Origin of the sequence: Flavobacterium kochi (genome assembly GCF_048286715.1) — a bacterium.
In the GTDB taxonomy this organism is placed as follows: Bacteria; Bacteroidota; Bacteroidia; order Flavobacteriales; family Flavobacteriaceae; genus Flavobacterium.
On sequence record NZ_JBLVPW010000001.1, the window covers coordinates 75,910 to 100,325 of the forward strand.

At 34.3% G+C, this 24,416-nt stretch carries 22 protein-coding genes; 11 read left to right on the forward strand and 11 right to left on the reverse strand.

The features are described 5' to 3' along the window. Positions 1 to 73 precede the first annotated feature (73 nt). From ACNQGH_RS00400 to ACNQGH_RS00420, 5 genes are all read left to right on the forward strand, one after another. A complete protein-coding gene (locus tag ACNQGH_RS00400) occupies positions 74 to 364 on the forward strand; it encodes an HU family DNA-binding protein (protein ID WP_016989051.1) in 291 nt (96 codons plus the stop codon). 311 nt (positions 365 to 675) lie between these two features. Beyond that, entirely contained in the window at positions 676 to 2,220 is a 1,545-nt protein-coding gene (locus ACNQGH_RS00405) for an Rne/Rng family ribonuclease (protein WP_417954006.1), read from the forward strand. 312 nt (positions 2,221 to 2,532) lie between these two features. Next, a complete protein-coding gene (locus ACNQGH_RS00410; RefSeq protein ID WP_417954007.1) occupies positions 2,533 to 3,246 on the forward strand; it encodes a phosphatase PAP2 family protein in 714 nt (237 codons plus the stop codon). Next, positions 3,247 to 3,624, forward strand: coding sequence for a GtrA family protein (locus tag ACNQGH_RS00415; RefSeq protein WP_417954008.1), 378 nt, complete (start codon positions 3,247 to 3,249; stop codon positions 3,622 to 3,624). Further along, positions 3,624 to 5,159: an ArnT family glycosyltransferase gene (locus ACNQGH_RS00420; RefSeq protein WP_417954009.1), complete on the forward strand. Its 1,536-nt coding sequence runs from the start codon at positions 3,624 to 3,626 to the stop codon at positions 5,157 to 5,159. Before ACNQGH_RS00415 ends, ACNQGH_RS00420 begins: the two co-directional genes overlap by 1 nt. 16 nt (positions 5,160 to 5,175) lie before the next feature. Here the strand turns inward: ACNQGH_RS00420 and ACNQGH_RS00425 are convergent, their stop codons facing one another. Continuing rightward, positions 5,176 to 5,619, reverse strand: coding sequence for a nucleoside deaminase (locus ACNQGH_RS00425; RefSeq protein WP_417954010.1), 444 nt, complete (start codon positions 5,617 to 5,619; stop codon positions 5,176 to 5,178). A 38-nt stretch (positions 5,620 to 5,657) separates the two neighbouring features. Here ACNQGH_RS00425 and ACNQGH_RS00430 point away from each other — a divergent pair, with 38 nt between their 5' ends. Both ACNQGH_RS00430 and ACNQGH_RS00435 read left to right on the forward strand, forming a co-directional pair. Further along, a complete protein-coding gene (locus ACNQGH_RS00430) occupies positions 5,658 to 7,439 on the forward strand; it encodes a 1-deoxy-D-xylulose-5-phosphate synthase (protein ID WP_417954011.1) in 1,782 nt (593 codons plus the stop codon). Positions 7,440 to 7,475: 36 nt separating this feature from the next. Further along, positions 7,476 to 8,516 (forward strand): DUF3078 domain-containing protein, encoded by a 1,041-nt coding sequence (locus tag ACNQGH_RS00435; protein ID WP_417954012.1) that lies wholly within the window; start codon positions 7,476 to 7,478, stop codon positions 8,514 to 8,516. A gap of 4 nt (positions 8,517 to 8,520) precedes the next feature. Here the strand turns inward: ACNQGH_RS00435 and dgt are convergent, their stop codons facing one another. Together dgt and ACNQGH_RS00445 are read right to left on the reverse strand one after the other, a co-directional pair. Beyond that, positions 8,521 to 9,867, reverse strand: coding sequence for a dGTP triphosphohydrolase (dgt, locus tag ACNQGH_RS00440; RefSeq protein WP_417954013.1), 1,347 nt, complete (start codon positions 9,865 to 9,867; stop codon positions 8,521 to 8,523). A 199-nt stretch (positions 9,868 to 10,066) separates the two neighbouring features. Beyond that, entirely contained in the window at positions 10,067 to 10,528 is a 462-nt protein-coding gene (locus ACNQGH_RS00445; RefSeq protein ID WP_417954014.1) for an Lrp/AsnC family transcriptional regulator, read from the reverse strand. Between the two features lie 155 nt (positions 10,529 to 10,683). On the opposite strand from ACNQGH_RS00445, the gene metE reads away from it, so the two are divergent. Continuing rightward, the gene (metE, locus tag ACNQGH_RS00450) at positions 10,684 to 13,008 is read left to right on the forward strand and encodes a 5-methyltetrahydropteroyltriglutamate--homocysteine S-methyltransferase (protein ID WP_417954015.1); all 2,325 of its coding nucleotides are present in this window, start codon (positions 10,684 to 10,686) and stop codon (positions 13,006 to 13,008) included. Positions 13,009 to 13,071: 63 nt separating this feature from the next. Here the strand turns inward: metE and ACNQGH_RS00455 are convergent, their stop codons facing one another. The 4 genes from ACNQGH_RS00455 to ACNQGH_RS00470 form a co-directional block, all read right to left on the reverse strand. After that, positions 13,072 to 13,566, reverse strand: coding sequence for an RDD family protein (locus tag ACNQGH_RS00455; RefSeq protein ID WP_417954016.1), 495 nt, complete (start codon positions 13,564 to 13,566; stop codon positions 13,072 to 13,074). Positions 13,567 to 13,809: 243 nt separating this feature from the next. After that, the gene (locus ACNQGH_RS00460) at positions 13,810 to 16,224 is read right to left on the reverse strand and encodes a ribonucleoside-diphosphate reductase subunit alpha (protein ID WP_417954017.1); all 2,415 of its coding nucleotides are present in this window, start codon (positions 16,222 to 16,224) and stop codon (positions 13,810 to 13,812) included. A gap of 207 nt (positions 16,225 to 16,431) precedes the next feature. Then, positions 16,432 to 17,409, reverse strand: coding sequence for a ribonucleotide-diphosphate reductase subunit beta (locus tag ACNQGH_RS00465; RefSeq protein WP_417954018.1), 978 nt, complete (start codon positions 17,407 to 17,409; stop codon positions 16,432 to 16,434). Between the two features lie 263 nt (positions 17,410 to 17,672). After that, positions 17,673 to 18,239 carry a DUF3109 family protein gene (locus ACNQGH_RS00470; RefSeq protein WP_417954019.1) on the reverse strand — a complete coding sequence of 189 codons (567 nt, stop codon included), beginning with the start codon at positions 18,237 to 18,239 and terminating at the stop codon, positions 17,673 to 17,675. 258 nt (positions 18,240 to 18,497) lie between these two features. Here ACNQGH_RS00470 and ACNQGH_RS00475 point away from each other — a divergent pair, with 258 nt between their 5' ends. Together ACNQGH_RS00475 and ACNQGH_RS00480 are read left to right on the forward strand one after the other, a co-directional pair. Further along, the gene (locus tag ACNQGH_RS00475; protein WP_417954020.1) at positions 18,498 to 19,076 is read left to right on the forward strand and encodes a MarC family protein; all 579 of its coding nucleotides are present in this window, start codon (positions 18,498 to 18,500) and stop codon (positions 19,074 to 19,076) included. Positions 19,077 to 19,399: 323 nt separating this feature from the next. Continuing rightward, positions 19,400 to 20,005, forward strand: coding sequence for an FAD-dependent oxidoreductase (locus ACNQGH_RS00480; RefSeq protein ID WP_417954402.1), 606 nt, complete (start codon positions 19,400 to 19,402; stop codon positions 20,003 to 20,005). A gap of 20 nt (positions 20,006 to 20,025) precedes the next feature. On the opposite strand, the gene ACNQGH_RS00485 is transcribed toward ACNQGH_RS00480, so the two are convergent. From ACNQGH_RS00485 to ACNQGH_RS00495, 3 genes are read right to left on the reverse strand one after another with little or no spacing between them, the layout of a single operon-like run. Further along, on the reverse strand, positions 20,026 to 21,600 hold the full coding sequence (locus ACNQGH_RS00485) for a S41 family peptidase (RefSeq protein ID WP_417954021.1): 1,575 nt from the start codon (positions 21,598 to 21,600) through the stop codon (positions 20,026 to 20,028). A 1-nt stretch (position 21,601) separates the two neighbouring features. Next, the gene (locus ACNQGH_RS00490; RefSeq protein WP_417954403.1) at positions 21,602 to 22,033 is read right to left on the reverse strand and encodes a deoxycytidylate deaminase; all 432 of its coding nucleotides are present in this window, start codon (positions 22,031 to 22,033) and stop codon (positions 21,602 to 21,604) included. A gap of 4 nt (positions 22,034 to 22,037) precedes the next feature. After that, positions 22,038 to 22,631 (reverse strand): HupE/UreJ family protein, encoded by a 594-nt coding sequence (locus ACNQGH_RS00495; protein WP_417954022.1) that lies wholly within the window; start codon positions 22,629 to 22,631, stop codon positions 22,038 to 22,040. Between the two features lie 189 nt (positions 22,632 to 22,820). Here ACNQGH_RS00495 and ACNQGH_RS00500 point away from each other — a divergent pair, with 189 nt between their 5' ends. Next, a complete protein-coding gene (locus tag ACNQGH_RS00500; protein WP_417954023.1) occupies positions 22,821 to 23,252 on the forward strand; it encodes a TerB family tellurite resistance protein in 432 nt (143 codons plus the stop codon). Positions 23,253 to 23,303: 51 nt separating this feature from the next. Here the strand turns inward: ACNQGH_RS00500 and fbp are convergent, their stop codons facing one another. Then, a complete protein-coding gene (gene fbp, locus ACNQGH_RS00505; protein ID WP_291247646.1) occupies positions 23,304 to 24,323 on the reverse strand; it encodes a class 1 fructose-bisphosphatase in 1,020 nt (339 codons plus the stop codon). Between the last annotated feature and the right edge of the window lie 93 nt (positions 24,324 to 24,416).

Genomic DNA, 24,416 nt, shown 5'->3' on the forward strand with positions numbered 1-24,416 from the left:
TGAATAATTGTTTTTTAAATTCCTATATTTGCAAACTCAAAAAAATAGTACAACATAATAAATAGGAAAGAAAATGACGAAAGCAGATATCGTAGCAAAAATTTCAGAAAAATTAGGTCTTGAAAAAGGAGATGTGCAAGCAACTGTAGAGACTTTTATGAATGAAGTAAAAAATTCATTAGAAACTGGAGACAATGTTTATTTAAGAGGTTTTGGAAGTTTTATCGTAAAAACTAGAGCTGAAAAAACAGGTAGAAATATCTCTAAAAATACAACAATAAAAATTCCTGCACACAACATTCCAGCCTTCAAACCTGCAAAGGTTTTTGTTGAAGGAGTGAAAATAAACAACGAAGCAAAATAATATTAATTAATCATAAAATCTTCAAGATATGCCAAGCGGTAAAAAAAGAAAGAGACATAAGGTAGCGACTCACAAACGTAAAAAAAGAGCGAGAGCTAACCGTCACAAAAAGAAAAAGTAGTTTTAAACTACTTTTTTCTTTTTAAACGTTCATTGAAATTTGGAAAATTAGACATCAGACATACGAAGGCAGATTACAGGTTTAACTGCCAACTGAAAACTGCCAGCTAATTCTCCTACCGGGTTCAATACCTGTTAAAATATTGTTTAATCCATTTGTTCGCTTCGGCGAATAGATAAAAATTTACAGCGTGAATAAAGAATTAATCATTAGATCTAGTTCTGATGCAGTAGATTTTGCCTTATTAAAAGATGGAAAACTAATTGAATTACACAAAGAAGAAGAAAAAAGCAACTTCCAAGTTGGTGATATTTTTATTGCCAAAATTAGGAAACCCGTTGCTGGACTTAATGCTGCTTTTGTAAATGTAGGCTTCGAAAAAGATGCTTTTTTACATTATCACGATTTAGGTCCTAATTTATCTTCCCAACTGAAATTCATAAAACTTGTAAGCGCAGGTAAATTAAAAGATTTCTCCCTAAAAAACTTTCAGTTTGAAAAAGAAATAGACAAAGATGGTACTATTACTGATGTATTAAGTGCCAATCAATCTATTTTAGTACAAGTCGTCAAAGAACCAATATCTACTAAAGGTCCAAGAATTAGCGCTGAGCTTTCTCTTGCCGGAAGATTTATAGTTTTAGTTCCGTTTTCTGACCGTGTTTCTATTTCTCAAAAAATAGAAGACAAAAAGGAAAAAGAACGCTTGAAACGATTGGTACAATCCATCAAACCAAAAGGATTTGGTGTTATTGTTCGCACAGTAGCCGAAGGCAAAAATACAGCCGAATTAGAAAAAGATTTGCAGAACCTGCTAAGCAGATGGACTGCAATGTGTAAAAAATTACCAACTGCTCATCATCCGTCCAAGGTATTAGGAGAACTCAACAGAGCATCTTCAATATTAAGAGACGTATTTAATGATACCTTTAGTGGTATTCAAATTGATGATGAAGAGTTGTTCAACCAAACGAAGGATTATCTGCAAGAAATTGCACCTTCAAAACAATCCATTGTTAAGTTTTATCAATCAAATGACACGCCAATTTTTGAGAAATATAACATAGAGAGACAAATCAAAACTTCTTTTGGAAAAACAGTATCCATGAGTAAAGGGGCTTATCTTATTATCGAACATACTGAAGCTTTGCACGTTATAGACGTAAATAGTGGAAACCGTTCTAATAAGGCTACCAACCAGGAAGATACAGCCATGGAAGTTAATATGATTGCTGCTGCTGAAATCGCAAGACAATTGCGTCTTCGTGATATGGGTGGTATCATTGTAGTTGATTTTATCGATATGTCTAATCCAGAAAATCGCAAAGTTTTGTTCGAATTCCTAAGGGAAGAAATGAGCGACGATAAAGCAAAACATAAAATCTTACCTCCGAGCAAATTTGGATTAGTTCAAATTACAAGACAAAGAGTAAGACCAGAAGTAAATATTAAAACTAGAGAAGAAGATCCAAACAATGAACATGGAGAAATTGAAGCTCCAATATTAATCATTGATAAAATTGCTTCCGATTTAGAAAGAGTTTTAAAAAACCACAAAGAAGTTGTCCTTAATGTACATCCATTTGTGGCTGCATACCTTACCAAAGGTTTTCCATCATTACGTTCAAAATGGTTTCTTGAACATAAAAAGTGGGTGAAAATCATACCTCGTGACGCTTACACGTATTTAGAATATCATTTCTACGACAAAAAAGAAAATGTTGTTATAGAATAAATTAAACCGCCTTTCGTAAGATTGGCGGTTTTTTTATGTCTTTTTTTTTAGAAGCATTCAGGTTCTCCGAATCTTCGATATCTAGCTATTCATCTACAAAAACAGACTCCAAAGATCCCAATACATTGAATTTCATTTTTGCGTTTTCTCAATTTACTTATAATCAATCATTTAATAAAAATAAAACAGCTGACTCATCGAAACTATCTCTCCGCTAACATTAGTTTTACGATTTGATTTTATTTTTATAATATTTAATTTCGATTAAGAGTACAGCAACCGGTTAATTTTGCGAAAATATATTTTTTAAAAATGAATGCACTTTTGATCATACTCCATAAAAACAGTCTGTTTTATAAAATTAATTTGCTGTTGACAATAACTATTGCTGTTTCTTTGTGCGTTCTTTCAAGAACTGAAGGTTTTATTTTTTTGAATAGTTTTCACACACAAAATTTAAAAATCTTCTTTCAGAATATCACTTTTTTGGGAGATGGTATGTTCACTTTTTTAGTTAGTTCACTAATCCTTGTTTTTTTTAAAAAGCATAGAAAACTAGCTTTACTTTTAATACTGGCTTACTTAGTCTCCGGTTTCTTTTCCCAAATTTTCAAAACAATTATTACTGCACCTAGGCCAAGTGTATATTTTGCAGCCCATAAATATAAATTTTATTTAGATACTTTTGTGAACAGTAGAGTGGGATTTCGTAGTTTCCCTTCTGGCCATTCCGCTTCTGCTTTTGCAATGGCCACAATTTTTTCCACTTATTTTACAAGTAAACGCATTAGTGTTTTTTCATTGGCCTTTGGGCTTTTAATAGGATATTCCAGAATATATTTAGCCCATCATTTTTTAATAGATGTATTTGGTGGAGCCTTAATAGGGATTTTGTTTGCCTCTTTGTCTGTAGTTTGGTACGATACAATTAGTTTGAAAATTATCAAAATAGTTACTAAACAAAGCCGTTTAATACTAAAGCCTTGGGGCACTACTTTTCCGAACTCTTCAATAACCAACGGATAAATGGATTTCATTATATTTATAAAATTTGGATTGGTTGGTTTCACAGGTCTTGTAATCGATTTCTGCATTACTTGGTTTTGTAAAGAAAAATTGCGACTAAATAAATATGTTGCTAACGCCTTGGGATTTTCATTCGCCGTTGTAAACAATTATATTCTCAACAGATATTTTACTTTTCACAATAACAATAGCCATGTTGCATCTCAGTTTCTTAGTTTTTTAATTATTTCAGTTATAGGTTTTGCATTAAATACAATTTTGCTTTATTTGCTTCAAAAAAACACTAAAATAAATTTTTATGCATGCAAAGTAATCGTTACAATTCTTGTGATTATATGGAATTTTAGCGCAAACAAACTGTATACCTTTAAATTATAATGATAGAAAAGTACAAGCTATTTTTACTGATATTTATCGCCACTGCAGTTAGGGTGATCACTGCAATTACAACAGGGCTAGGCAACGATGAAGTTTATTACCTTACTTATGCCCAACATTTACAATGGAATTATTTCGACCATCCACCTATAGTTGCCTTACTTATCAGATTGACAACATTCAATTTGTTTTTTACAAACGAACTTTTCATTCGTTTAGGTTCGATTATTTTAGCAGGAGTTAACACCTATTTGATTTATACGATTTGCAAAAATATAAAGAATGAAAAAGCAGGTTTTATCGCAGCTTTATTGTTTACTGCTTCTTTTTATTCGAGTATAATTGCAGGTGTTTTTATTATGCCTGATTCCCCCCAATTATTTTTTTGGACGATCGGCATTTCTTTACTTATCAAAATTGTATCCGCTACCAAAACGGATAAAAATCTAAATTATAATCTTTTACTTTTTGGATTAGTTGCTGGCCTGTGTACTATGAGTAAAATACATGGCGTGTTTCTATGGTTCGGTTTTGGATTGTATATTTTATGTTATAAAAGGGCGCTGCTGGCTAATAAACACCTCTATCTTTCGGCATTAATCACTATAATAATTATTTCACCCATATTAATCTGGAATATTAATAATCATTTCATTACCTATACTTTTCATAGTAACAGAGTTTCCATTAACAGAGGTATTAATCCCAGTAGTTTTTTTAGAGAATTTTTTGGAGGTATTTTTTACAACAACCCCATTAATTATTTTTTGTTTATTATAGCACTAATTGCGCTTTGGAAAAACAAAACCAGTATCTCAACGCCAATCAAAAGAATACTTCTTTTATTAAGTATTCCATTAATTTTTTTGCTGCTTTTTATGTCATGGTTCAGAGATACGCTTCCACATTGGTCCGGACCTGCATTTATGGCATTAATCATACTCACGGCTTGTTCCCTTGCTGATGAAGTACAAACTTTAAAAAATAAAAATCTAAGATTACATACATTAGCCCTTTCTTCTTGTATTTTCATACTGGCAATAACAATTTCCGGAATTCTGTTAATCAATTACTTTCCGGGCACCCTTGGGAGTGAAAAAGAAAAATCGTTTGGCAAAGGTGATGTTACACTGGATATGTATGATTGGAATTTCTTTATGAATGAGTTTAAAAAAATATACAAAAAAGACATTCAATCAGAAAAAACGACAACTACTTTTATCATTAACAACAAATGGTTTCCAGGTGCACATATCGATAATTATATTGCACAACCGTTGCATTTAGATTTTATTGCTGTCGGAAAATTAGAGGATATCCATACCTATGAATGGCTAAATAAATACAGAAAGAAACTAAAATATGGCGATGACGCCTATTTTATTACCGTTTCCAATAATTTTAGCGATCCCCGTGAGCAATACAAAATGATGTTTAAAAAAATTAACACGCCTGTAATTATAAGACAATTCAGAAATAAAAAGCATGTCAGAAATATGCTTGTTTATTTGCTTGAAGGATATAAAGTAAAATAACTGTTGTCCTATCTAATCATTCTCTTCTCTTAACAAAAAATCGCTTCATTAAGTCCGAAGCTTCCTCAGCCAAAACTCCCCGAACAACAGTCGTTTTAGGATGCAATTGCGTTCCCATTTTTGTAAAACCTCGGTTTTCATCGGTTGCACCAAAAACAATTTTCGAAATCTGACTCCAGTACAAAGCGCCCGCACACATTTGACAAGGCTCTAATGTCACATAAAGTGTACAACCAATTAAATATTTGCCTCCCAGAAAATTTGCGGCGGCAGTAATAGCCTGCATTTCGGCATGAGCCGTTACGTCAACGAGCATTTCGGTAAGATTATGACCTCTTGCGATCACTTTATTATCAATAACAATAACAGCTCCAACAGGAATTTCATCTTTTTCAAAAGCCATTTCAGCTTCCTGCAAAGCTTTTTTCATAAAATATTCGTCGGTGAAAGGATTTATCATAGGTACAAAAATAAGAATTCAATTCGTACATTTGCTTCATGTCAGATAATTTACTTTCAAACATAAATAACCCAGCCGATTTACGCTTACTCGAGGAAGCCCAACTTCCTCAAGTTGCTCAAGAGTTACGTGATTTCATTATCCATATCGTCTCTGTAAAAGAAGGACATCTCGGCGCAAGTCTCGGAGTTGTAGAATTGACGATTGCATTGCATTATGTTTTTGAAACACCAAACGATTTATTGATCTGGGACGTAGGCCATCAAGCCTACGGACATAAAATACTGACCGGAAGAAGAGAAAGTTTTCATACCAATAGACAATTAGGCGGAATTTCAGGTTTCCCAAAAAGAAGTGAGAGTATTTATGACGCTTTTGGTGTAGGCCATTCCTCTACTTCTATTTCAGCAGCTCTTGGAATGGCAATTGCTTCCAATTTGAAAGGCGATTACAATAAACAGCACATAGCCGTAATCGGAGATGCTTCCATCGCATCAGGAATGGCTTTTGAAGGCCTAAATCACGCGGGAGTGACCGATGCTAATTTGTTGGTAATTCTTAATGACAACGCTATTGGAATTGATCCAAGCGTAGGTGCATTAAAAGAATACCTAACTGCTGTAAAAGAAGGAAAAAACCCGAGACAAAATAACATGATTAAGTCTTTGAATTTTAATTATTCAGGACCAATAGACGGACATGATCTTTCTGCAGTAATCAAGGAATTAAAGCGGTTACAAAAAATTAAAGGCCCAAAATTCCTCCATGTTACTACGACAAAAGGAAAAGGATTGCAACAAGCTGAAGAAAATCAGGTGAAATACCATGCCCCTGGAAAATTTGATGCAAACACAGGTGAAATCCATCTCAAATCCGAAGAAAATTTGCCTCCAAAATACCAAGATGTATTTGGCTTGACGCTATTAGATTTAGCTAAAAAAAACGAAAAAATTATTGGAATCACCCCTGCAATGCCATCAGGAAGCTCCTTGAAATTCATGATGGATGCATTTCCAAAACGTGCTTTTGACGTGGGAATTGCCGAACAGCATGCAGTGACTTTAGCAGCCGGAATGGCAACACAAGGCATGATTGTTTTCTGCAATATTTACTCTACTTTTTTACAAAGAGGTTATGATCAGGTGATTCATGATGTGGCTTTACAGAATCTACCAGTAATTTTTTGTTTAGACAGAGCAGGCTTAGTTGGCGAAGACGGCGCAACACATCACGGTGTTTTCGATTTGGCGTATTTGCGTTGCATCCCAAATATCATTGTTTATGCTCCAAGGAACGAAATAGCATTGCAAAACATTCTATATACTGCACAATTGGGATTAAATCAACCTATTGCCATTCGTTATCCGCGAGGTCGAGGTCTCATACCAGATTGGCAAACTCAATATCTTGGAAAGTACGAAAAAATAGAAATTGGAAAAAGTATTTGCCTTAAAGAAGGTTCGAAAGTAGCCGTTTTATCTAATGGAACAATTGGTAATAATATCACTTTGGCTATAGCCAAAACAAAACATCCAACAACCATTGCACATTATGATTTTTCTTTTGTCAAACCACTAGATGAAAATGAATTACATTCCATTTTCACTACCTTTGCAACTATAGTCACAATAGAAGACGGCGTAATAAAAGGTGGCTTTGGAAGTTCAATCCTTGAATTTGCATCCGAGAATAATTATAATTCAAAAATAACCGTTCTTGGCATTCCTGATGAATTTATCGAACAGGGAACTGTTGCCGAACTACAACAATATTGTAAAATTGACGTTAAAAGTCTTGAAATACTTTTTTCAAGTTATTAAAATAATTATTTTGTACCCTTAAATTAATACTTTTTTATGAAATTACTATCCCAAGTCTTACTCTTCCTTTCGCTAACAATTTCTATAAATAGTTTTTCCCAAGAGATATCAACAACACCAATAACAGCAGGGCTTATACCATCAACAACACTGGTAAAAGTAACTGCGATGGAACCCCTGACAGTTGCACTAAAAATATACCCGCCGATTCCTGTTTATACCGTATCACCGTGGACAAAAAAAAATAGTTTAGGTTTCTACCTCTCCGAAATTGCTTTTGTCAATTGGAGTGCCGGTGGAACAAACTCCATATCTGGATTGCTTAAAGGTGATTTCACAAGAGTTTACGCCAGAAAAAATCGCAAATGGGTAAACGAACTTATTATTCGTTATGGTTTAAACAAACAAGATGGAATCGAAATAAGGAAAACCGAAGATGCAATACGATTTAATTCCTCATTTGGTTATCGAAATGACACTCTTTCTAATTGGTATCACACCGCAAAATTTAACTTCAGCTCACAATTTTCAAATGGTTATTCGTATCCAAATACAGAAATTGCCAAATCAAAACCTTTAGCTCCGGCCTATGCTTTTATGGGGATGGGAGCTGAAAACACGAGTAAAGATAAAAACAGAATATTCTATATTTCACCTTTTACTTTTAAAACGACATTGGTTTTAGATCAAAAATTAGCCAATCAAGGTGCTTTTGGTGTTGAAAAAGCGACTTATGACAGTAATGGAATTTTAATTTCTGAAGGTAAAAAATCAAAAACCGAACTTGGTTTTTTGATGACCAGCTTCTATAAAAAAGAAATTGCCAAAAACATCAATATAGAAAATCGTTTGAGTTTATACTCAGATTATATCAATAAATTCGGCAATGTAGATGTCGATTGCGATTTAACGGTAGACCTGGTAGTAAACCAATATGTAAAAGCAAATATAGGAACGCGACTAGTTTATGATGATGATATAAAAACCAAAAAAGAAATTGATGGAAATCAAGTTACTGAAGGTCCAAAAGCGCAACTAAAACAACTCTTAGGTGTTGGAATAGTATATGTTTTCTAAACAATTACGCTTTTTTTCTCCCATTAATAGTTTCAAATAATTCGAGCGCATTTCCATCGGTTAAAAGCGAAACATAATGACAAATATGGAGTAACCTTCCATAAAGGTTTTCTTTTTCCAAATGATGTTTCTCGGGTAACATTTTCATGATTAAAGCATCATAGTTTGATGCCTCTCCGATGAATTTATTATTGAAAGCCGTGATGAACGTATCCAACAAAGTTTGTATGATTTGATAACCGACGATTTCTTTCTCAATAACTTCACGACTTTGGTAAATATTTTTGACGCTAATTTTAATGATATCATCCATCTGTGCTTTGTACTTGCTTTTATCCATTAAAGCATATGGAAATTTACCTTCCAGAATTAATGCTTCATTTTCGATAAAAACTTTCACTGCATCATTAATTAAGCTGCCGATTGCCAAAGCGCGCAAATAACTAATTCTGTCTTCTTTGGTTTCTAAAGTCTTATATTTAGAAGTATCGATGCTGTCTTTTACCAATTTTATTAAATATTCCAAAGCAAAATCCTCGGAAACTAATCCTAAATTGATTCCGTCTTCAAAATCAATAATGGTATAACAGATATCATCTGCCGCTTCTACTAAATAAGCTAATGGATGCCTTTCAAAACCAATATTATCTCCTGATTTATTTGGCATTAAACCCATATCACAAGCCACATCCTGAAAAAAAGCTTTATCAGTTTGAAAGAAACCATATTTTTTATCGGCTATATCCTTGGTTGGTTTTTTCGGCAAACTTTCCTTTGGATATTTCATAAAAGCGCCAAGAGTCGCATACGAAATTCGCAGTCCCCCTTCTATTCCGGGACGACTGGCAGTCAGTACTGAAAATCCATTCGCATTTCCCTCAAAATCGATTAAATCCTGCCATTCTTTTTCAGTAAGCCGGTCTTTGTATTGCTGCCCTTTTCCAATGGAAAAATATTCTCCGATTGCTTTTTCACCCGAATGTCCAAAAGGAGGATTTCCAATATCATGAGCTAAAGATGCTGCAGCAACTATAGCCCCAAAATCATTCATGTGATACCCGTGAACTTCTTTCAAATGCGGATATTTTTCTATTATTTTTTTACCAACCAATCGTCCTAAAGAACGACCAACAACTGAAACTTCTAAACTATGTGTCAATCTGGTGTGCACAAAGTCAATCTTTGACAACGGAATAACTTGCGTTTTATCCTGTAAACTTCTAAAAGCGGACGAGAAGATAATACGATCATAATCAACCTCAAAACCCAAGCGGGTATCATCTTGTTCTACACGTAATCTTTTGCCCTTGTCGCCTTGTCGTCTTAGTGATAAAAGTTGTTCCCAGTTCATGGTTTTTTTTTAGGATTTGTTTTCAAAGATACAGAAATAGATATATTTTATAAAGAAAAGAAGCTTTGTAATTCCTTCTGATCAAACTCTTATGCTACAGTTTAATTTTGGCTTGGAATTAAAAAAACCAAAGCCAAAAAACAACAGTTAAATTGTTGCTGCCAAACATCCAAAAAAGACGGATCAAGTTTATAAACAATCAAATTGCCAATGCTGTACTATGCTTAATTTCTCCCATCACAAAAACACTATGCGTATTTCCTATATTCTCAATAGTTGATAATTTATTCATCACAAAATCTTGATAACTAGACATATCCTCCACCAAAATCTTCAACATAAAATCATAGTCCCCTGCAATATTATAACATTCTATAATTTCTGAAAGTGCTACAATATCCTTTACAAAATTACTCCCCACATTTCTCGCGTGTTCCTTTAGTCGTACATTACAAAAAACGATCATACCACGATTTAATTTTTTCTTGTCTAACAAAGCAACATACTTCATAATATAACCATCTCGTTCAAGCCTCTTTATACGCTCATAAACCGGCGTGACCGTTAGAAATAATTTACTGGCTAGCTCTTTGGTATTGATATTCGAATTCTCTTGCAGCTGTCTCAAGATCTGTAAATCTATATTGTCTAAATTTTCCATAGTGTATTTTACTGTTAAAAGTCTTTTTCAAAGTATAATTCAGAACTAAAACCTGCCATATATCCATATAATACTTTTATTCACTGAAATAGTGAGCTAATTTAAGTTTAAAAATCCAAAATAATAACTTTGCCTAGTAAAAAATACTATACACAATGAAAACAAACAATCTAGGTTATCCGAGAATTGGTAGCAACAGAGAATTAAAAAAAGCCTGTGAATCGTATTGGGCAGGCAAAACTTCAATAGAAGAACTTTTGGAGACAGGAAAATCCATTCGAAAAGAAAACTGGCAATTGCAAGCAGAAGCCGGAATCGATTTAATCCCTTCTAATGACTTTTCGTTTTACGATCAAGTATTGGATGTATCGCTTACTGTCGGGGCCATTCCAAAACGTTATCAAGAATTGGCCAAAACAAACTCCGCTATCGATTTGTATTTTGCAATGGCGAGAGGTTCGCAAAAAGACGGACAGGATGTAGTTGCCATGGAAATGACAAAATGGTTCGATACCAATTACCACTATATTGTACCGGAATTCACAAAAGATCAAGAATTTAAATTATTCTCCGAAAAAATAATAGATGAATTCAAAGAAGCCAATGCTTTGGGGGTTACGACAAAACCAGTGCTTATCGGACCTGTTACTTATTTACTTCTTGGAAAAGAAAAAGAAGAAGGTTTCCATCGAATTGACCTTATCAATAAGTTACTTCCTGTTTATTTTGAAATTCTTCAAAAACTGGAAAATGAAAATGTAGAATGGATTCAATTTGACGAACCGTTTTTAGCTTTGAATTTGACCGATAAAGAAAGAAGTGCCATCACTTATGTGTATACCGAAATCAACAGACGCTTCCCTAAAATCAAACTACTACTTGCTAACTATTTTGATTGCTTTGGTGAAAATCTTGAGACCGTTCTTGCTTTACCTGTTCATACTTTGCATTTGGATTTGGTACGTTGCCATTCCCAATTGGACGATATTCTCGAATCGGGAAAATTATCAAGCAGTGTAAATCTTTCACTTGGTGTTGTGGATGGGAGAAATATTTGGAAAAATGATTTCAAAAAATCCTTATCTCTTATCAAAAAAGCAACTGATGCACTTGGCAAAAACAGAATCTTAATTGCACCATCATGCTCTCTGATTCACTCGCCATGTGATTTGGAATTAGAAACTAACAATGCGACACTAACTCCGGAAATCAAGCAATGGCTGGCTTTCGCCAAACAAAAAACAGAAGAAATAGTGCTGCTTAAATATTTCGCTTCGAATGAAATAGTCACTGGTAATTCTATTCGTTTTGAAGAAAACACGCTTGCTAATGAAAATAGAAAAACATCAAAATTAATTCATAATGATGCGGTTAAAAATCGCGTTGTCAGTATTACAGCTGGTGATGATCAACGAGAAAATCCATTTTTCATTCGTAGAAAAAAACAAATAGACGTATTAAACCTTCCTTTATTTCCTACCACAACTATTGGCTCTTTCCCGCAAACTACCGAAGTAAGAAATTGGAGAGCGAAGTTCAAAAAAGGCGAATTAAACCAACAACAATACGATGATTTACTCGAAAAAGAAACCGAAGAAACGATTCGTTTTCAAGAAGAAACTGGTATAGATGTATTGGTTCACGGAGAATTTGAACGCAATGACATGGTGGAATATTTTGGGGAGCAACTCGATGGATTTACTTTTACCAAAAACGGTTGGGTACAAAGTTACGGGAGCCGATGTGTGAAACCACCGGTTATTTATGGCGATGTATCCCGTCCGAATCCAATGACTGTGAAATGGGCTGAATTTGCACAATCGCTCACACCAAAATGGGTAAAAGGAATGCTAACTGGTCCTGTAACTATTTTGCAATGGTCCTTTGTGCGTAACGATCAACCGCGCTCGAAAACCTGTACCCAAATTGCATTGGCGATTAGAGATGAAGTAGTCGATTTAGAAAATGCAGGAATTAAGATTATTCAAATTGACGAGCCTGCTATCAGAGAAGGATTGCCTTTACGAAAAGAAGAATGGGCTACCTATTTAGATTGGGCTGTAAAAGCTTTTAGAATTTCAGCAAGTGGCGTAAAGGATGACACACAGATTCACACCCACATGTGCTATAGTGAGTTCAACGATATCATCCAGAATATCGCTGACATGGATGCCGATGTAATCACCATAGAATGTTCACGTTCACAAATGGAACTATTGGATGCTTTTGCCGATTTCAATTATCCAAACGAAATTGGACCAGGCGTTTATGATATTCATTCGCCTCGTGTACCTTCCAGCACTGAAATGGTAAAATTATTAGAGAAAGCATCGGCTGTTATTCCTGTCGACCAACTTTGGGTCAATCCGGATTGCGGTTTAAAAACCCGTCATTGGGACGAAACCAAAAAGGCTTTAATCGAAATGGTGGCCGCGGCTCAACAGATGAGAATTGCAGTAAATAACATTGCAACGGTATAATTCAATCCAAAAAACCTAGTAGATTTAAAAATTTACTAGGTTTCCTTTTTAAACGAAAAACTATTAGACTACAATTTCATCGGATGGATTAAACAATTTCATTTTTGCAATAAACTCATGCTTTTTCACTACATAAGTAACAGATAACGTATCGTGCCACCCTCGTGAATCACCAGTTAAAAATGAAAAAGGCTCAAAAGGAATTAATCTGGATACTGTTCTTATAATAATGCTTTTCATATGGGGTTTTGAACCGTCATGCTTTACAACAGTTGTTTTAGTATAATACTTAGCAAAGGATCTCGAAAAATACATTTCGGTAAGTCCATAGTAAAAAAACAGAATAACAAGTCCAAAAAATAAATTTTCAATTAGAGTCAATGATTTAACCCAATTAGAAGCAGCATAACTATTGGTTACATCTCCAATTATATTTATGGTGGTGCCAATACTGATCCCAATAATATAAATAATCAGTAAATCGATAATGAAATTTAGGAGACGCTGGCTTTTGGAAGCTAATAAATCATCTGTAACGGTAAATTTTTTATTTTCCATAGTAGTTAGTATAAAAAAAACGATTTACTTATAAATGATAACCATCTCAAATATAGTGAATTATTTACAAATTTTAAATGTTAAAGCTTGATATTTTAGCTCCAATTGCAGTGGAAATTCATTTTTCTTGTTTCTTTTTACGAAAAAAAACATTGCAACGAAAAACGCAAAAACACCTCCAAAAAAAAACAGTTATCATTACAATAACTGCTTTTATCTTTTATCAAATTGACAAATTATAATTTACGAGCCGCACATTTCACATTCGTCCGGACCGGCATTTTTCGCTAGTTCAATCATTGCTTTATATTCTTCAGCAGTCATCTCTACTTGTTCCGCTATTACAGGAACGGCCACTGGCTGTTCTTGAATTTCAATTGGCTCTGCTTTTTTATCATTGTTCAATGTAAATTTAATCGCATCTACCGCAGCTTTTGTTCTTAAATAATACATTCCCGTTTTTAATCCCGATTGCCAAGCGTAGAAATGCATTGATGTCAATTTAGAATAATTGGCATTTTGCATGAATAAGTTCAATGATTGTGACTGATCGACAAAATAACCACGTTGACGGGACATATCGATAATGTCTTTCATTGACATTTCCCAAACTGTTTTGTACAATTCTTTCAAATCTTGCGGAATATCCAGGTCCTGAACCGAACCGTTATTTCGCATTAATTCTTGTTTCAATGTTTCGTTCCACAAACCACGTTCCACTAAATCGTGCAATAAGTGTTTATTCACTACAATAAATTCTCCCGAAAGCACCCTTCTGGTGTAAATATTAGAAGTATATGGTTCGAATGCTTCGTTATTACCCAAAATCTGAGACGTCGAAGCAGTTGGCATTGGCGCAACTAACAATGAGTTTCTAACTCCGTGTTCCATCACTTCTTTTCTCAATGAAGCCCAGTCCCAACGACCTGATAATTCCTCATCTTTCATTCCCCACAAATTGTATTGGAATTCTCCTTGAGACATTGGCGAACCTTTGAAAGTAGAATAAGCCCCTTCTTCTTTTGCCATTTCCATTGAAGCGGTAACCGCTGCAAAATATAAAGTTTCGAAAATTTCCTGATTCAATTTTTTAGCTTCATCACTTGTAAATGGCAAACGCAACATAATGAAAGCATCAGCTAATCCCTGCACTCCCAGACCAACTGGTCTGTGACGCATATTTGAGTTTTCAGCTTCTTTTACCGGATAATAATTTCTGTCAATAACTTTATTCAAGTTTCTGGTTACACGTTTCGTAACGGTGAACAACAAGTCATGATTGAATTTTTTGTTTTCCACAAACATTGGCAACGAAAGTGAAGCCAGGTTACAAACCGCGATTTCATCTTTAGAAGTATATTCCATAATCTCCGTACACAAATTCGAAGAACGAATCGTACCCAGATTTTTCTGATTTGATTTTCTATTGGCTGCATCTTTATACAACATGTATGGCGTTCCAGTTTCAATTTGCGATTCTAGAATTTTCTCCCACAATTCATGCGCTTTGATGGTTTTTCTGCCTTTTCCACGTTTCTCGTAATCAATGTACATTGCTTCAAATTCTTCGCCATAAACATCATACAATCCAGGACATTCATTAGGACACATCAACGTCCAATAACTGTCTTCCTGCACTCTTTTCATAAACAAATCTGAAGTCCACATCGCAAAAAACAAATCTCTAGCACGCATTTCTTCTTTTCCTGTATTCTTTTTCAAGTCTAGGAACTCAAAGATATCCGCATGCCAAGTCTCAATATAAATAGCAAAACTTCCTTTACGCTTTCCTCCACCTTGATCTACATAACGTGCCGTATCATTGAAAACACGTAACATTGGAACAATTCCGTTTGACGTTCCGTTAGTTCCACGGATATAAGAACCGGTCGCTCTTACATTGTGAATAGAAAGTCCAATTCCACCTGCTGATTGAGAAATTTTTGCCGTTTGTTTCAACGTGTCATAAATCCCGTCAATGCTATCATCTTGCATTGCCAAAAGGAAACAAGAAGACATTTGGGCTTTTGGAGTTCCAGAGTTGAACAATGTTGGCGTAGCATGTGTAAAGAATTTTTTCGACATTAAGTCGTAGGTCTCTATTACAGATTTTAGATCGTCTAAGTGAATTCCAACAGACACACGCATTAACATATGTTGCGGGCGCTCTACGATTTTACCGTTTATTTTTAGTAAATACGATCTTTCCAAAGTTTTAAAACCAAAATAATCGTAGTTAAAATCTCTATTATATATGATATGTGAATCTAAGAATTCAGAATTTTCCTGAATCACTTTGAATACTTCATCCGAAAGCAATGGCGCATCCTGACCATTTCTTGGATTAACATACAAGTACATGTCTTTCATCGTTTCTGAGAACGATTTTTTAGTATTCGAATGTAAATTGGAGATCGCAATACGAGCAGCTAATTGAGCATAATCCGGATGGGCAATAGTCATCGAAGCAGCAGTTTCGGCAGCAAGATTGTCCAATTCTGATGTAGAAACACCATCATATAGACCTTCAATAACACGCATTGCTACTTTTACAGGATCAACTAATTCGTTCAACCCGTAACATAATTTTTTTATTCTATCCGTAATCTTATCAAACATTACCGGCTCTTTGTGGCCATCTCTTTTTATTACATACATATAAGCTTACATTTTAATTATTATTGAAAAATTCAATCATTGAAACGGGAATTTCAATTCTTAAATCGTTTGTTTTACATTCTGGAGTCAATTCCGCTATCCGTTGCAATCTTTTATTAAAAAAAATAAAAGCATTCCTGTCCTATAGGGGCTGACCTAACTTCGCTATTTTGTTTTTTTAATCTAAAATTCGACTTCTGCTACAAATTAAAAATCAGCGTCAAAGGATATTTTTTGAGCATCACCATCAGTATTCATAACCCCGGCTTTTTGATATTCGGCCACTTTCTTTTCAAAGAAGTTTGTTTTCCCTTGAAGCGAAATCATATCCATAAAATCAAAAGGATTTGAGGTATTATATTCTCTGTCGCAACCTAATTCTACTAATAATCTATCCGCAACAAATTCCAAATACTGCGTCATTAATACCGCGTTCATTCCTATTAAACTCACAGGAAGAGACTCGGTAATAAATTCTCTTTCAATATTCAAAGCATCAACTATAATTTCTCTAATTCTTTGTTTTGGAACTTTATTTACCAAGTGGTGGTTGTGCAAATGGACCGCAAAATCACAATGAACACCTTCATCACGAGAAATCAATTCGTTAGAGAACGTCAATCCTGGCATTAACCCACGTTTTTTCAACCAATAAATAGAACAAAATGCTCCCGAAAAGAAAATTCCTTCCACCGCTGCAAAAGCAATTAATCGCTCCGCAAATGAATCCGATTCAATCCATTTTAAAGCCCAGTCTGCTTTTTTCTTAATAGCCGGAAAAACTTCTAAAGCATTGAACAGTTCATCTTTCTCTGCTTCATCTTTCACATAGGTATCAATCAACAAAGAATACGTTTCACTGTGAATATTTTCCATCATGATCTGAAAACCATAAAAGAATTTCGCCTCGGCATATTGTACTTCGTTGACAAAGTTTTCAGCCAGATTTTCATTTACAATTCCGTCAGAAGCAGCAAAAAAAGCAAGAATATGTTTCACAAAATAACGCTCCTCATCAGAAAGTTTATTATTCCAGTCGTTTAAATCTTGCGACAAATCGATTTCTTCTGCAGTCCAGAAACTAGCCTCCATTTTCTTGTACCATTCCCAAATATCGTGGTGTTTGATAGGAAAAATTACGAAACGATTTTTATTTTCTTGTAAAATTGGTTCAACTTGCGCCATTATAATTATTTATTTTTTTTGAAATTTTAACGAAATTTTATACATTCTGCGGATTACAAAGATTGTGAAATATTGCCGAAATTAAAAGCCAAACTTATTCACAATCAGACCTAGTTTTTAACAAATGAAAAAAAACAGGACATTTTCATACAAACCACAAATGACTAAATATCAGTTATTTAAAATTTAAAAGAGAACGCAAAGCTCCGTAAAATATAGGATTTTTAAAACAGCAAACAAGAAAAATTTATTTTTTTTCGGGTTTATTTTTTCATGTCCAAAGCTACTTTTTCAAGCTCTGCATACCAGTCTTCCCCAAACTTTCTAATCAGCGCTTCTTTAACAAATTTGTAAACAGGAACTTCGAGTTCCTGACCTAAAGAACAGGCTTCATCACAAATATCCCACTTGTCGTAATTGACAGCGGCAAACTCGGTAAAATCTTTTACACGAATAGGATATAAATGACAAGAAACTGGTTTTTTCCAGTCAATTATTCCTTGATTATATGCTTGTTCGATACCACAAAGTGCTGTTTTACCGTCAAAAATCACATAAGCACAATCTTTATTATCAATTAGCGGTGTTTCAAGATCACCATCTGTTCCTGTCACCCAAGTTCCTTGTGCTTCGATAGCGGCAATTCCCTGTTTACGAAGAAACGGTTTTACTTTAGGATAGATCTCTTCTAATATCTTAGTTTCCTCAATGCTCAATGGAGCTCCAGCATCTCCATCTACACAACAAGCCCCTTTACAAGCTGACAAATTGCAAACAAAATCTTTTTCGAGTATGTCTTCTGAGACGATGGTTTTTCCTAATTGAAACATTCTTTTGAGGCTGTGATTATAAAGCGCAAAGATAGTCAAAGTAAATTGTATTTTTTTAGATAAACCCCAACTTTAACTTTATTAGAAAACAGCGTAACAAATCAACAGCAACAAGCTAATAATAAACACAATATAAAAAATACTGATGAAAACAATTGTTCTTTTACAATCAGTAAAAAACTGTTTAAATAAATCGCCAATACCATTCTATTTTATCCAATAATCTGTCGAAAAGTTTAACTTTGTAAATAAAAAGCTATGATCGGATTTGACATTAGAGAAATTATTACCGTAAGTATGGTTCTTTTTGCTGTAATTGATATTATTGGCACTATTCCCATTATCATCGATTTAAGAGCAAAATTTGGACATATTGAATCCGAAAAAGCATCTCTGGCCTCCGGAGCAATTATGATTGTATTTCTTTTTATAGGCGAAGAATTTTTAAATCTGATTGGTATTGATGTTCATTCATTTGCAGTAGCAGGATCCTTTGTCTTATTTTTTTTAGCACTGGAAATGATTTTAGGCATTCGGTTGTATCGTGATGAAGCTGCCAGCTCTGCCTCAATTGTTCCAATCGCTTTCCCACTTGTTGCTGGCGCAGGAACCATGACTACTTTATTATCATTGAAGGCAGAGTTTCAAACCATCAACATTATCATTGCCATCATTTTAAATATCATCCTGGTTTATATCGTTTTAAAATCATCCGCTAAAATCGAACGAATGTTAGGAGAAAATGGCCTCGGAGTCATCCGTAAGACTTTTGGAGTGGTTCTTCTTGCCATCGCTGTTAAATTATTCGCTGCGAATGTTAAAGGTTTGTTTGTCTAAAATAAATTTTCATAAATTTACCCCGTAACACAATAATATAAAATAATTTGATTTTATTTGGACTTAAATTCCCAACAGAAATATTCCTAACCAATTTATTTTTATATTAAAAACAAAAAATCTTATGAAAATCTTTACTAACATTTTGATAGTTTTAGCAGTTGCTTTAATTATCTTTAATATTACACGTCTTGATTTCAACCATCTATTTCAAGGCGAAAGCATGTACGCTCTAATTGGAGTAGCAGCTTCATTTTGTGCCGTTCTAATACTTGTAATCTTTAGAATGTCAAAAGAAATTGAAAAAAAAATGCATGACTGATATCTTTGATGTTCTAATTATTGGCGGCGGCGTTTCTGGAATGTCATGCGCACTCGTTTTGGGCTCCGCAAAAAAGAAATCTTTTGCTACTGATAAGAAAATTGGCATTTTCACCCATCAAAAAGCATCTGCTCTGCAAGACGCATTATTGAATAATGCTTACGGAATCACTACAGGTAAATTAGGATCTGAATTATTGACCGAAAGTGTTCAGCATCTTTCAGAAACCTATCCGGACATTAAACAAATTCCAAATGAAAAAGTAGTGAAAATTGAAGGCATGTTTCCTGAATTTACAGTAACTACAAACAAGAACTCCTACAAAACCAAAACAATCGTCACAGGCATTGGATCCGCAAATACTTTTGCAATCGAGGGACTAATGCAATATGTTGAACCACATCAAAAAGCACTTCCTGAAAAACAAAGAATCCAACTCAAAAATAGCGACCATAAAGTTGCTAATGGGATTTATGTCATAGGAACTTTAGCAGGCTGGAGAAGCCAATTGGCCATTGCTGCCGGAAGTGGTGCTGCTGTCGCTACTGATATTCTAACGTTATGGAACAGCGGCATACAAACGCATTGTCACGATAGTATAAGATAGCACATTTGAGATTTCATCCCCTACTTCTGATTTAAAACCGTTTTAATCATCGCATCTTCTTTCAATACAATTTCATAATAATACTTTTCACCATACAATTGTCTCGCAAATTCAGCGGCAACGTAGCGTTTTACTAATGATTTACTTTTTCCAAATTTCAGATCCAGTCCGTTTTCGAAAATATACTTTTGAAAAGAATTGAAATACTTATCAGTTGCATTGATTTTAATCATGAATTGCTGAAAAGACAATCCTTTAAAAGCATTTCTATTTTTATCTAATTGTTCAAATACAAAATGCCCTACTACTCCTGATTGTAACAAATAAGCGGTGCTTTCATTTCCGTGTTCTACTTCTAGTGGCACAAAAACATCAGGAACAATTCCACCTCCACCGTATACGATTTTACCTTTTTTAGTTTTAAATTTCAAAGAATCCGAAACTTTTATACTGTCTTTTTCATATAATTCCCCATTTTCGAAACGACTATCCGATTCTTTGAAATACGCCTCATTCCCTTTAGAATAAGGCTTTTGAATCGATCGACCCGTTGGCGTGTAATATCTGGCAATCGTTAATCGAACTGCTGAACCATCATCAAAATCCATTTCGCGTTGCACCAATCCTTTTCCAAAAGAACGTCGGCCTACAATTGTCCCTCTGTCGTTATCTTGAATAGCTCCAGCCAGAATTTCACTCGCTGATGCGCTATTTTCATTAATCAATACAAATACATTACCACTTTCGAAACTTCCCTTTTCCGTTGCAAAAATTTTATCCGAGTTTCCTTTTTTGCTTTTAGTAAAAACAATTAATTCCCCATCTTTTAGCAGTTCGTCAGCAATTGCAATTGCTTCCTCCATATAACCGCCACCATTATCCCGAAGATCAATCACTAATGACCGGGCACCTTGTTTTTTCAATCCTGCCAGCCCTTTTTTAAACTCGCCATAAGTGGTTTCGGCAAATCGATTTATTTTTATATAACCCGTATTATTTTTCAAAAGCATGGAAACATCAACGCTTTTCAAAGGAATAACATCCCGTTTTACTATTAATTTAATTTTTTTACGTTCTGATTTTCTGTAAACAGTAAGTTCAATTTCGGAACCTACAGTCCCTTTTAATTTAGAAAACAAACTGTCATTAGGCAATTTACGTCCGAATAATTGGGTTTTATCAGCATATAAAATCCTGTCCCCCGCTTTTATACCAGCTTTTGCCGAAGGTCCATTTTCAACCGGTTTTATTATAGCTACAGAATCATTATACATATAGAAATTTACGCCTATACCTACAAAATCTCCTTTCATGCTTTCAACAACTTCAGCTTGCTCACTTGGAGGAATATATACAGAATGCGGATCCAATTTTGCCAGAATATTATCAACGGTAAGATTTACGATAGAATCGGTATTGACATTATCGACATATTCGCTATCAATAAAATCAATAAGTTTATTGAGTTTATTTTTGGAACTGCTTTTAGAGAAAAAATGATTTTGATTTGAATTATCCAATAACCCACCAAGCACAACTCCTATAGCAAGAGCCACACTGATAATTATAGGCAGGTATTTATTATCCATTTTCATTTTATTCTTCTAATACCGGAATATGTTCTACTTCTACTCCCGCTTTTATCAAAAACTGAATTCCTGAATCATCGCGATATCCATTGTGATACACCACTCTTTTTATCCCAGACTGATGAATTAATTTACTGCATTCTTTGCAAGGCGAAAGCGTAATATATAATGTTGCTCCTTCACAAGACTGCGTTGATCGTGCCACTTTGAGAATTGCATTGGCTTCAGCATGCAACACATCCCAACGTGTTAAACCTGCTTCATCTTCACAACAATTTTCAAATCCAGTTGGCGTCCCATTGTAACCATCGGAAATAATCATTCGGTCCCTTACAATGATAGCACCCACTTGCTTTCTTTTGCAATAAGACAAAAGTCCCCATTCAGTGGCAATTCTAAGATACGCTTTATCGTACTTATTTAACTTTTTTTCGTCCATTATTTTATCTAATCCAGATTTCATTTTCAATAATCATTGGTAAAACTACTCCTATTATAAATGCTGACAGCACCAAAGTCCAATCGCGTTTAGAGAATCTAAAAACAGTTTGAACAATATAAGACAATACCAGCACAACAAAAACCACACTAATTTGAGCTGCTTCTATCCCTAATGCAAATTCACCCAAAGGCAATAGTTTAGAGGTTGCACTTCCTCCCAGAATTGATTTAAAATAGTTTGAAAAACCCAAACCATGAACAATCCCAAAGAAAAGTGTTATAAAAAACACCAAATTTATACTTTCTTTTTTACTGGATTTGCCAGCCGTGAAAAGATTAAACAGCGCTGCGATTAATATCGTTATTGGTATTAGCAACTCAACAACACTCACTTTTATGGCGATAATACCAAAAACGGAAAGTAGTAAAGCCAGCGTATGTCCAATTGTAAAAAGAGTTATTAAGAGTACTATTCGCGGCCAATCCTTGAAAGAAAAAGGAACGGCTAATGCTATTAAAAACAAGACATGGTCATATGCATGAATATCCAAAACGTGTTTTAATCCTATTTGAAAGTAAATCCAAAATTCCGACATAGGTAATTTATTAAATTGATAAGGGGCTGTAAACTTACGATTAATTTTGAAAATGATTGTTTTGAAAATACAAATCATTCCTTAAAAAAAGATTTAAAATTCTTCGATTAACAAATCATAATTTTAAATAAAATTAAAATCAATAATTTAAAAATAGATTTATCTTTGTAAGATAAAAAATTAATAATTATGTCATTTTCAGATTTATTTGATAGCGAATTCAAACAAAGAAATAAGGGTCATTTTTCAGCCATAGTTCGTGTAGCACTTGCCGATGAAAAGTTTGCTCCAGAAGAAAAAATGTTTTTAGATAAACTGGCCGTAAGACTAGAAATTTCTCCAGAAGAATATACAGAAATTTTAGAAAACCCATTAAAGTATCCTATTAATGCTCCTTATTTGCACGAGCAAAGACTGGAACGTTTGTACGACTTAGCCCGAATGGTTCATGTTGATCATCAATTAGGGGACAAACAAGAATTATTGTTAAGGAAAATTGGAGTAGCATTGGGCTTTAACGCCGAAAACGTGAATTACATCATAGCCAAAGCATTATCATTGGTTGATAAAAAAGTGGATTTAGATGCATTCCTTTTCGAAATGCAAAATATGCATAAATAAAAATCATAAAAAAGCTCCCAAAATTTTCGGGAGCTTTTTTTATAGTTGTTTTTAGTACTTGCTCAATTTTGCTTTATGCATGAAATCTTCTGCCTTCTCTACCATATTATAGCTTCCGCAGAAAAAAGGAACACGTTGGTGTAATTCAGTAGGCACAATTTCCATTATACTTCCAAAACCATCAGAGGCTTTACCGCCAGCTTGTTCTACAATGAAAGCCATTGGATTACATTCATACAAGAGACGTAACTTTCCTTTTGGAGCTTTCGAACTTGTTGGATAAATATAAATTCCGCCTTTAATCATATTTCTATGAATATCAGAAACCAAACTTCCTATATAACGTGATGTATAAGGTCTGTCTTCCTCTTCAAGCTGACAATATTTAATATAATCTTTTACTCCTTGCGGAAAATGAACATAGTTTCCTTCATTGATAGAATAAATGTTACCATCTTTAGAAAACTGCATATTTGGATGTGATAAATAAAAGGTTCCAATCGCCGGGTTTAATGTAAATCCATTTACGCCATGCCCGGTAGTATACACCAGCATTGTTGACGTTCCATAAATCACATAACCTGCAGCAACCTGATTGATACCAGGCTGTAAAAAATCTTCAATAGTAACTGGGGTCCCAATTGGTGTAACTCGTCTGTACACTGAAAATATCGTTCCTACAGAAACATTCACATCAATATTTGAAGATCCATCAAGAGGGTCCATCAAAACCACATACTTATTGTTATGACTTTTATCACTTCCTTCTACTGTAATAAAATCATCATTTTCTTCAGAAGCGATTCCGCATACAATTTCACGGTTAATTAAAGTTTGAATAAAAATATCATTGGCATATACATCAAGTTTTTGCTGGTCCTCTCCTTGTATATTTTGTTCCCCAGCAGCACCAATTATATCTACTAGTCCAGCTTTGTTTACTTTATAGTTAACCACCTTTGCGGCCAACCGGATAGAATTGATAATCCGGGATAATTCGCCTGATGAATATTGAAAAGCATTTTGGTTTTCGATGATAAATTCCCCTAGTGTTCTGTTGCGTTCTTCCATTAAGAAATCGTTGTAGTTAGTTTGAAGTCACAAATATCGGATTTTTTGTGAAAATGAATTGAATAATATTTACTTAGTTTGGCAGTATTGTAT

Bases quoted from the DNA above. Each gene is read 5' to 3' on its own strand.
- ACNQGH_RS00400 (WP_016989051.1), top strand. From the start codon at position 74: ATGACGAAAGCAGATATCGTAGCAAAAATTTCAGAAAAATTAGGTCTT.
- ACNQGH_RS00410 (WP_417954007.1), top strand. From the start codon at position 2,533: ATGAATGCACTTTTGATCATACTCCATAAAAACAGTCTGTTTTATAAA.
- ACNQGH_RS00415 (WP_417954008.1), top strand. From the start codon at position 3,247: ATGGATTTCATTATATTTATAAAATTTGGATTGGTTGGTTTCACAGGT.
- ACNQGH_RS00420 (WP_417954009.1), top strand. From the start codon at position 3,624: ATGATAGAAAAGTACAAGCTATTTTTACTGATATTTATCGCCACTGCA.
- ACNQGH_RS00425 (WP_417954010.1), bottom strand. From the start codon at position 5,619: ATGATAAATCCTTTCACCGACGAATATTTTATGAAAAAAGCTTTGCAG.
- ACNQGH_RS00430 (WP_417954011.1), top strand. From the start codon at position 5,658: ATGTCAGATAATTTACTTTCAAACATAAATAACCCAGCCGATTTACGC.
- ACNQGH_RS00435 (WP_417954012.1), top strand. From the start codon at position 7,476: ATGAAATTACTATCCCAAGTCTTACTCTTCCTTTCGCTAACAATTTCT.
- dgt (WP_417954013.1), bottom strand. From the start codon at position 9,867: ATGAACTGGGAACAACTTTTATCACTAAGACGACAAGGCGACAAGGGC.
- ACNQGH_RS00445 (WP_417954014.1), bottom strand. From the start codon at position 10,528: ATGGAAAATTTAGACAATATAGATTTACAGATCTTGAGACAGCTGCAA.
- metE (WP_417954015.1), top strand. From the start codon at position 10,684: ATGAAAACAAACAATCTAGGTTATCCGAGAATTGGTAGCAACAGAGAA.
- ACNQGH_RS00455 (WP_417954016.1), bottom strand. From the start codon at position 13,566: ATGGAAAATAAAAAATTTACCGTTACAGATGATTTATTAGCTTCCAAA.
- ACNQGH_RS00460 (WP_417954017.1), bottom strand. From the start codon at position 16,224: ATGTATGTAATAAAAAGAGATGGCCACAAAGAGCCGGTAATGTTTGAT.
- ACNQGH_RS00465 (WP_417954018.1), bottom strand. From the start codon at position 17,409: ATGGCGCAAGTTGAACCAATTTTACAAGAAAATAAAAATCGTTTCGTA.
- ACNQGH_RS00470 (WP_417954019.1), bottom strand. From the start codon at position 18,239: ATGTTTCAATTAGGAAAAACCATCGTCTCAGAAGACATACTCGAAAAA.
- ACNQGH_RS00475 (WP_417954020.1), top strand. From the start codon at position 18,498: ATGATCGGATTTGACATTAGAGAAATTATTACCGTAAGTATGGTTCTT.
- ACNQGH_RS00485 (WP_417954021.1), bottom strand. From the start codon at position 21,600: ATGAAAATGGATAATAAATACCTGCCTATAATTATCAGTGTGGCTCTT.
- ACNQGH_RS00490 (WP_417954403.1), bottom strand. From the start codon at position 22,033: ATGGACGAAAAAAAGTTAAATAAGTACGATAAAGCGTATCTTAGAATT.
- ACNQGH_RS00495 (WP_417954022.1), bottom strand. From the start codon at position 22,631: ATGTCGGAATTTTGGATTTACTTTCAAATAGGATTAAAACACGTTTTG.
- ACNQGH_RS00500 (WP_417954023.1), top strand. From the start codon at position 22,821: ATGTCATTTTCAGATTTATTTGATAGCGAATTCAAACAAAGAAATAAG.
- fbp (WP_291247646.1), bottom strand. From the start codon at position 24,323: ATGGAAGAACGCAACAGAACACTAGGGGAATTTATCATCGAAAACCAA.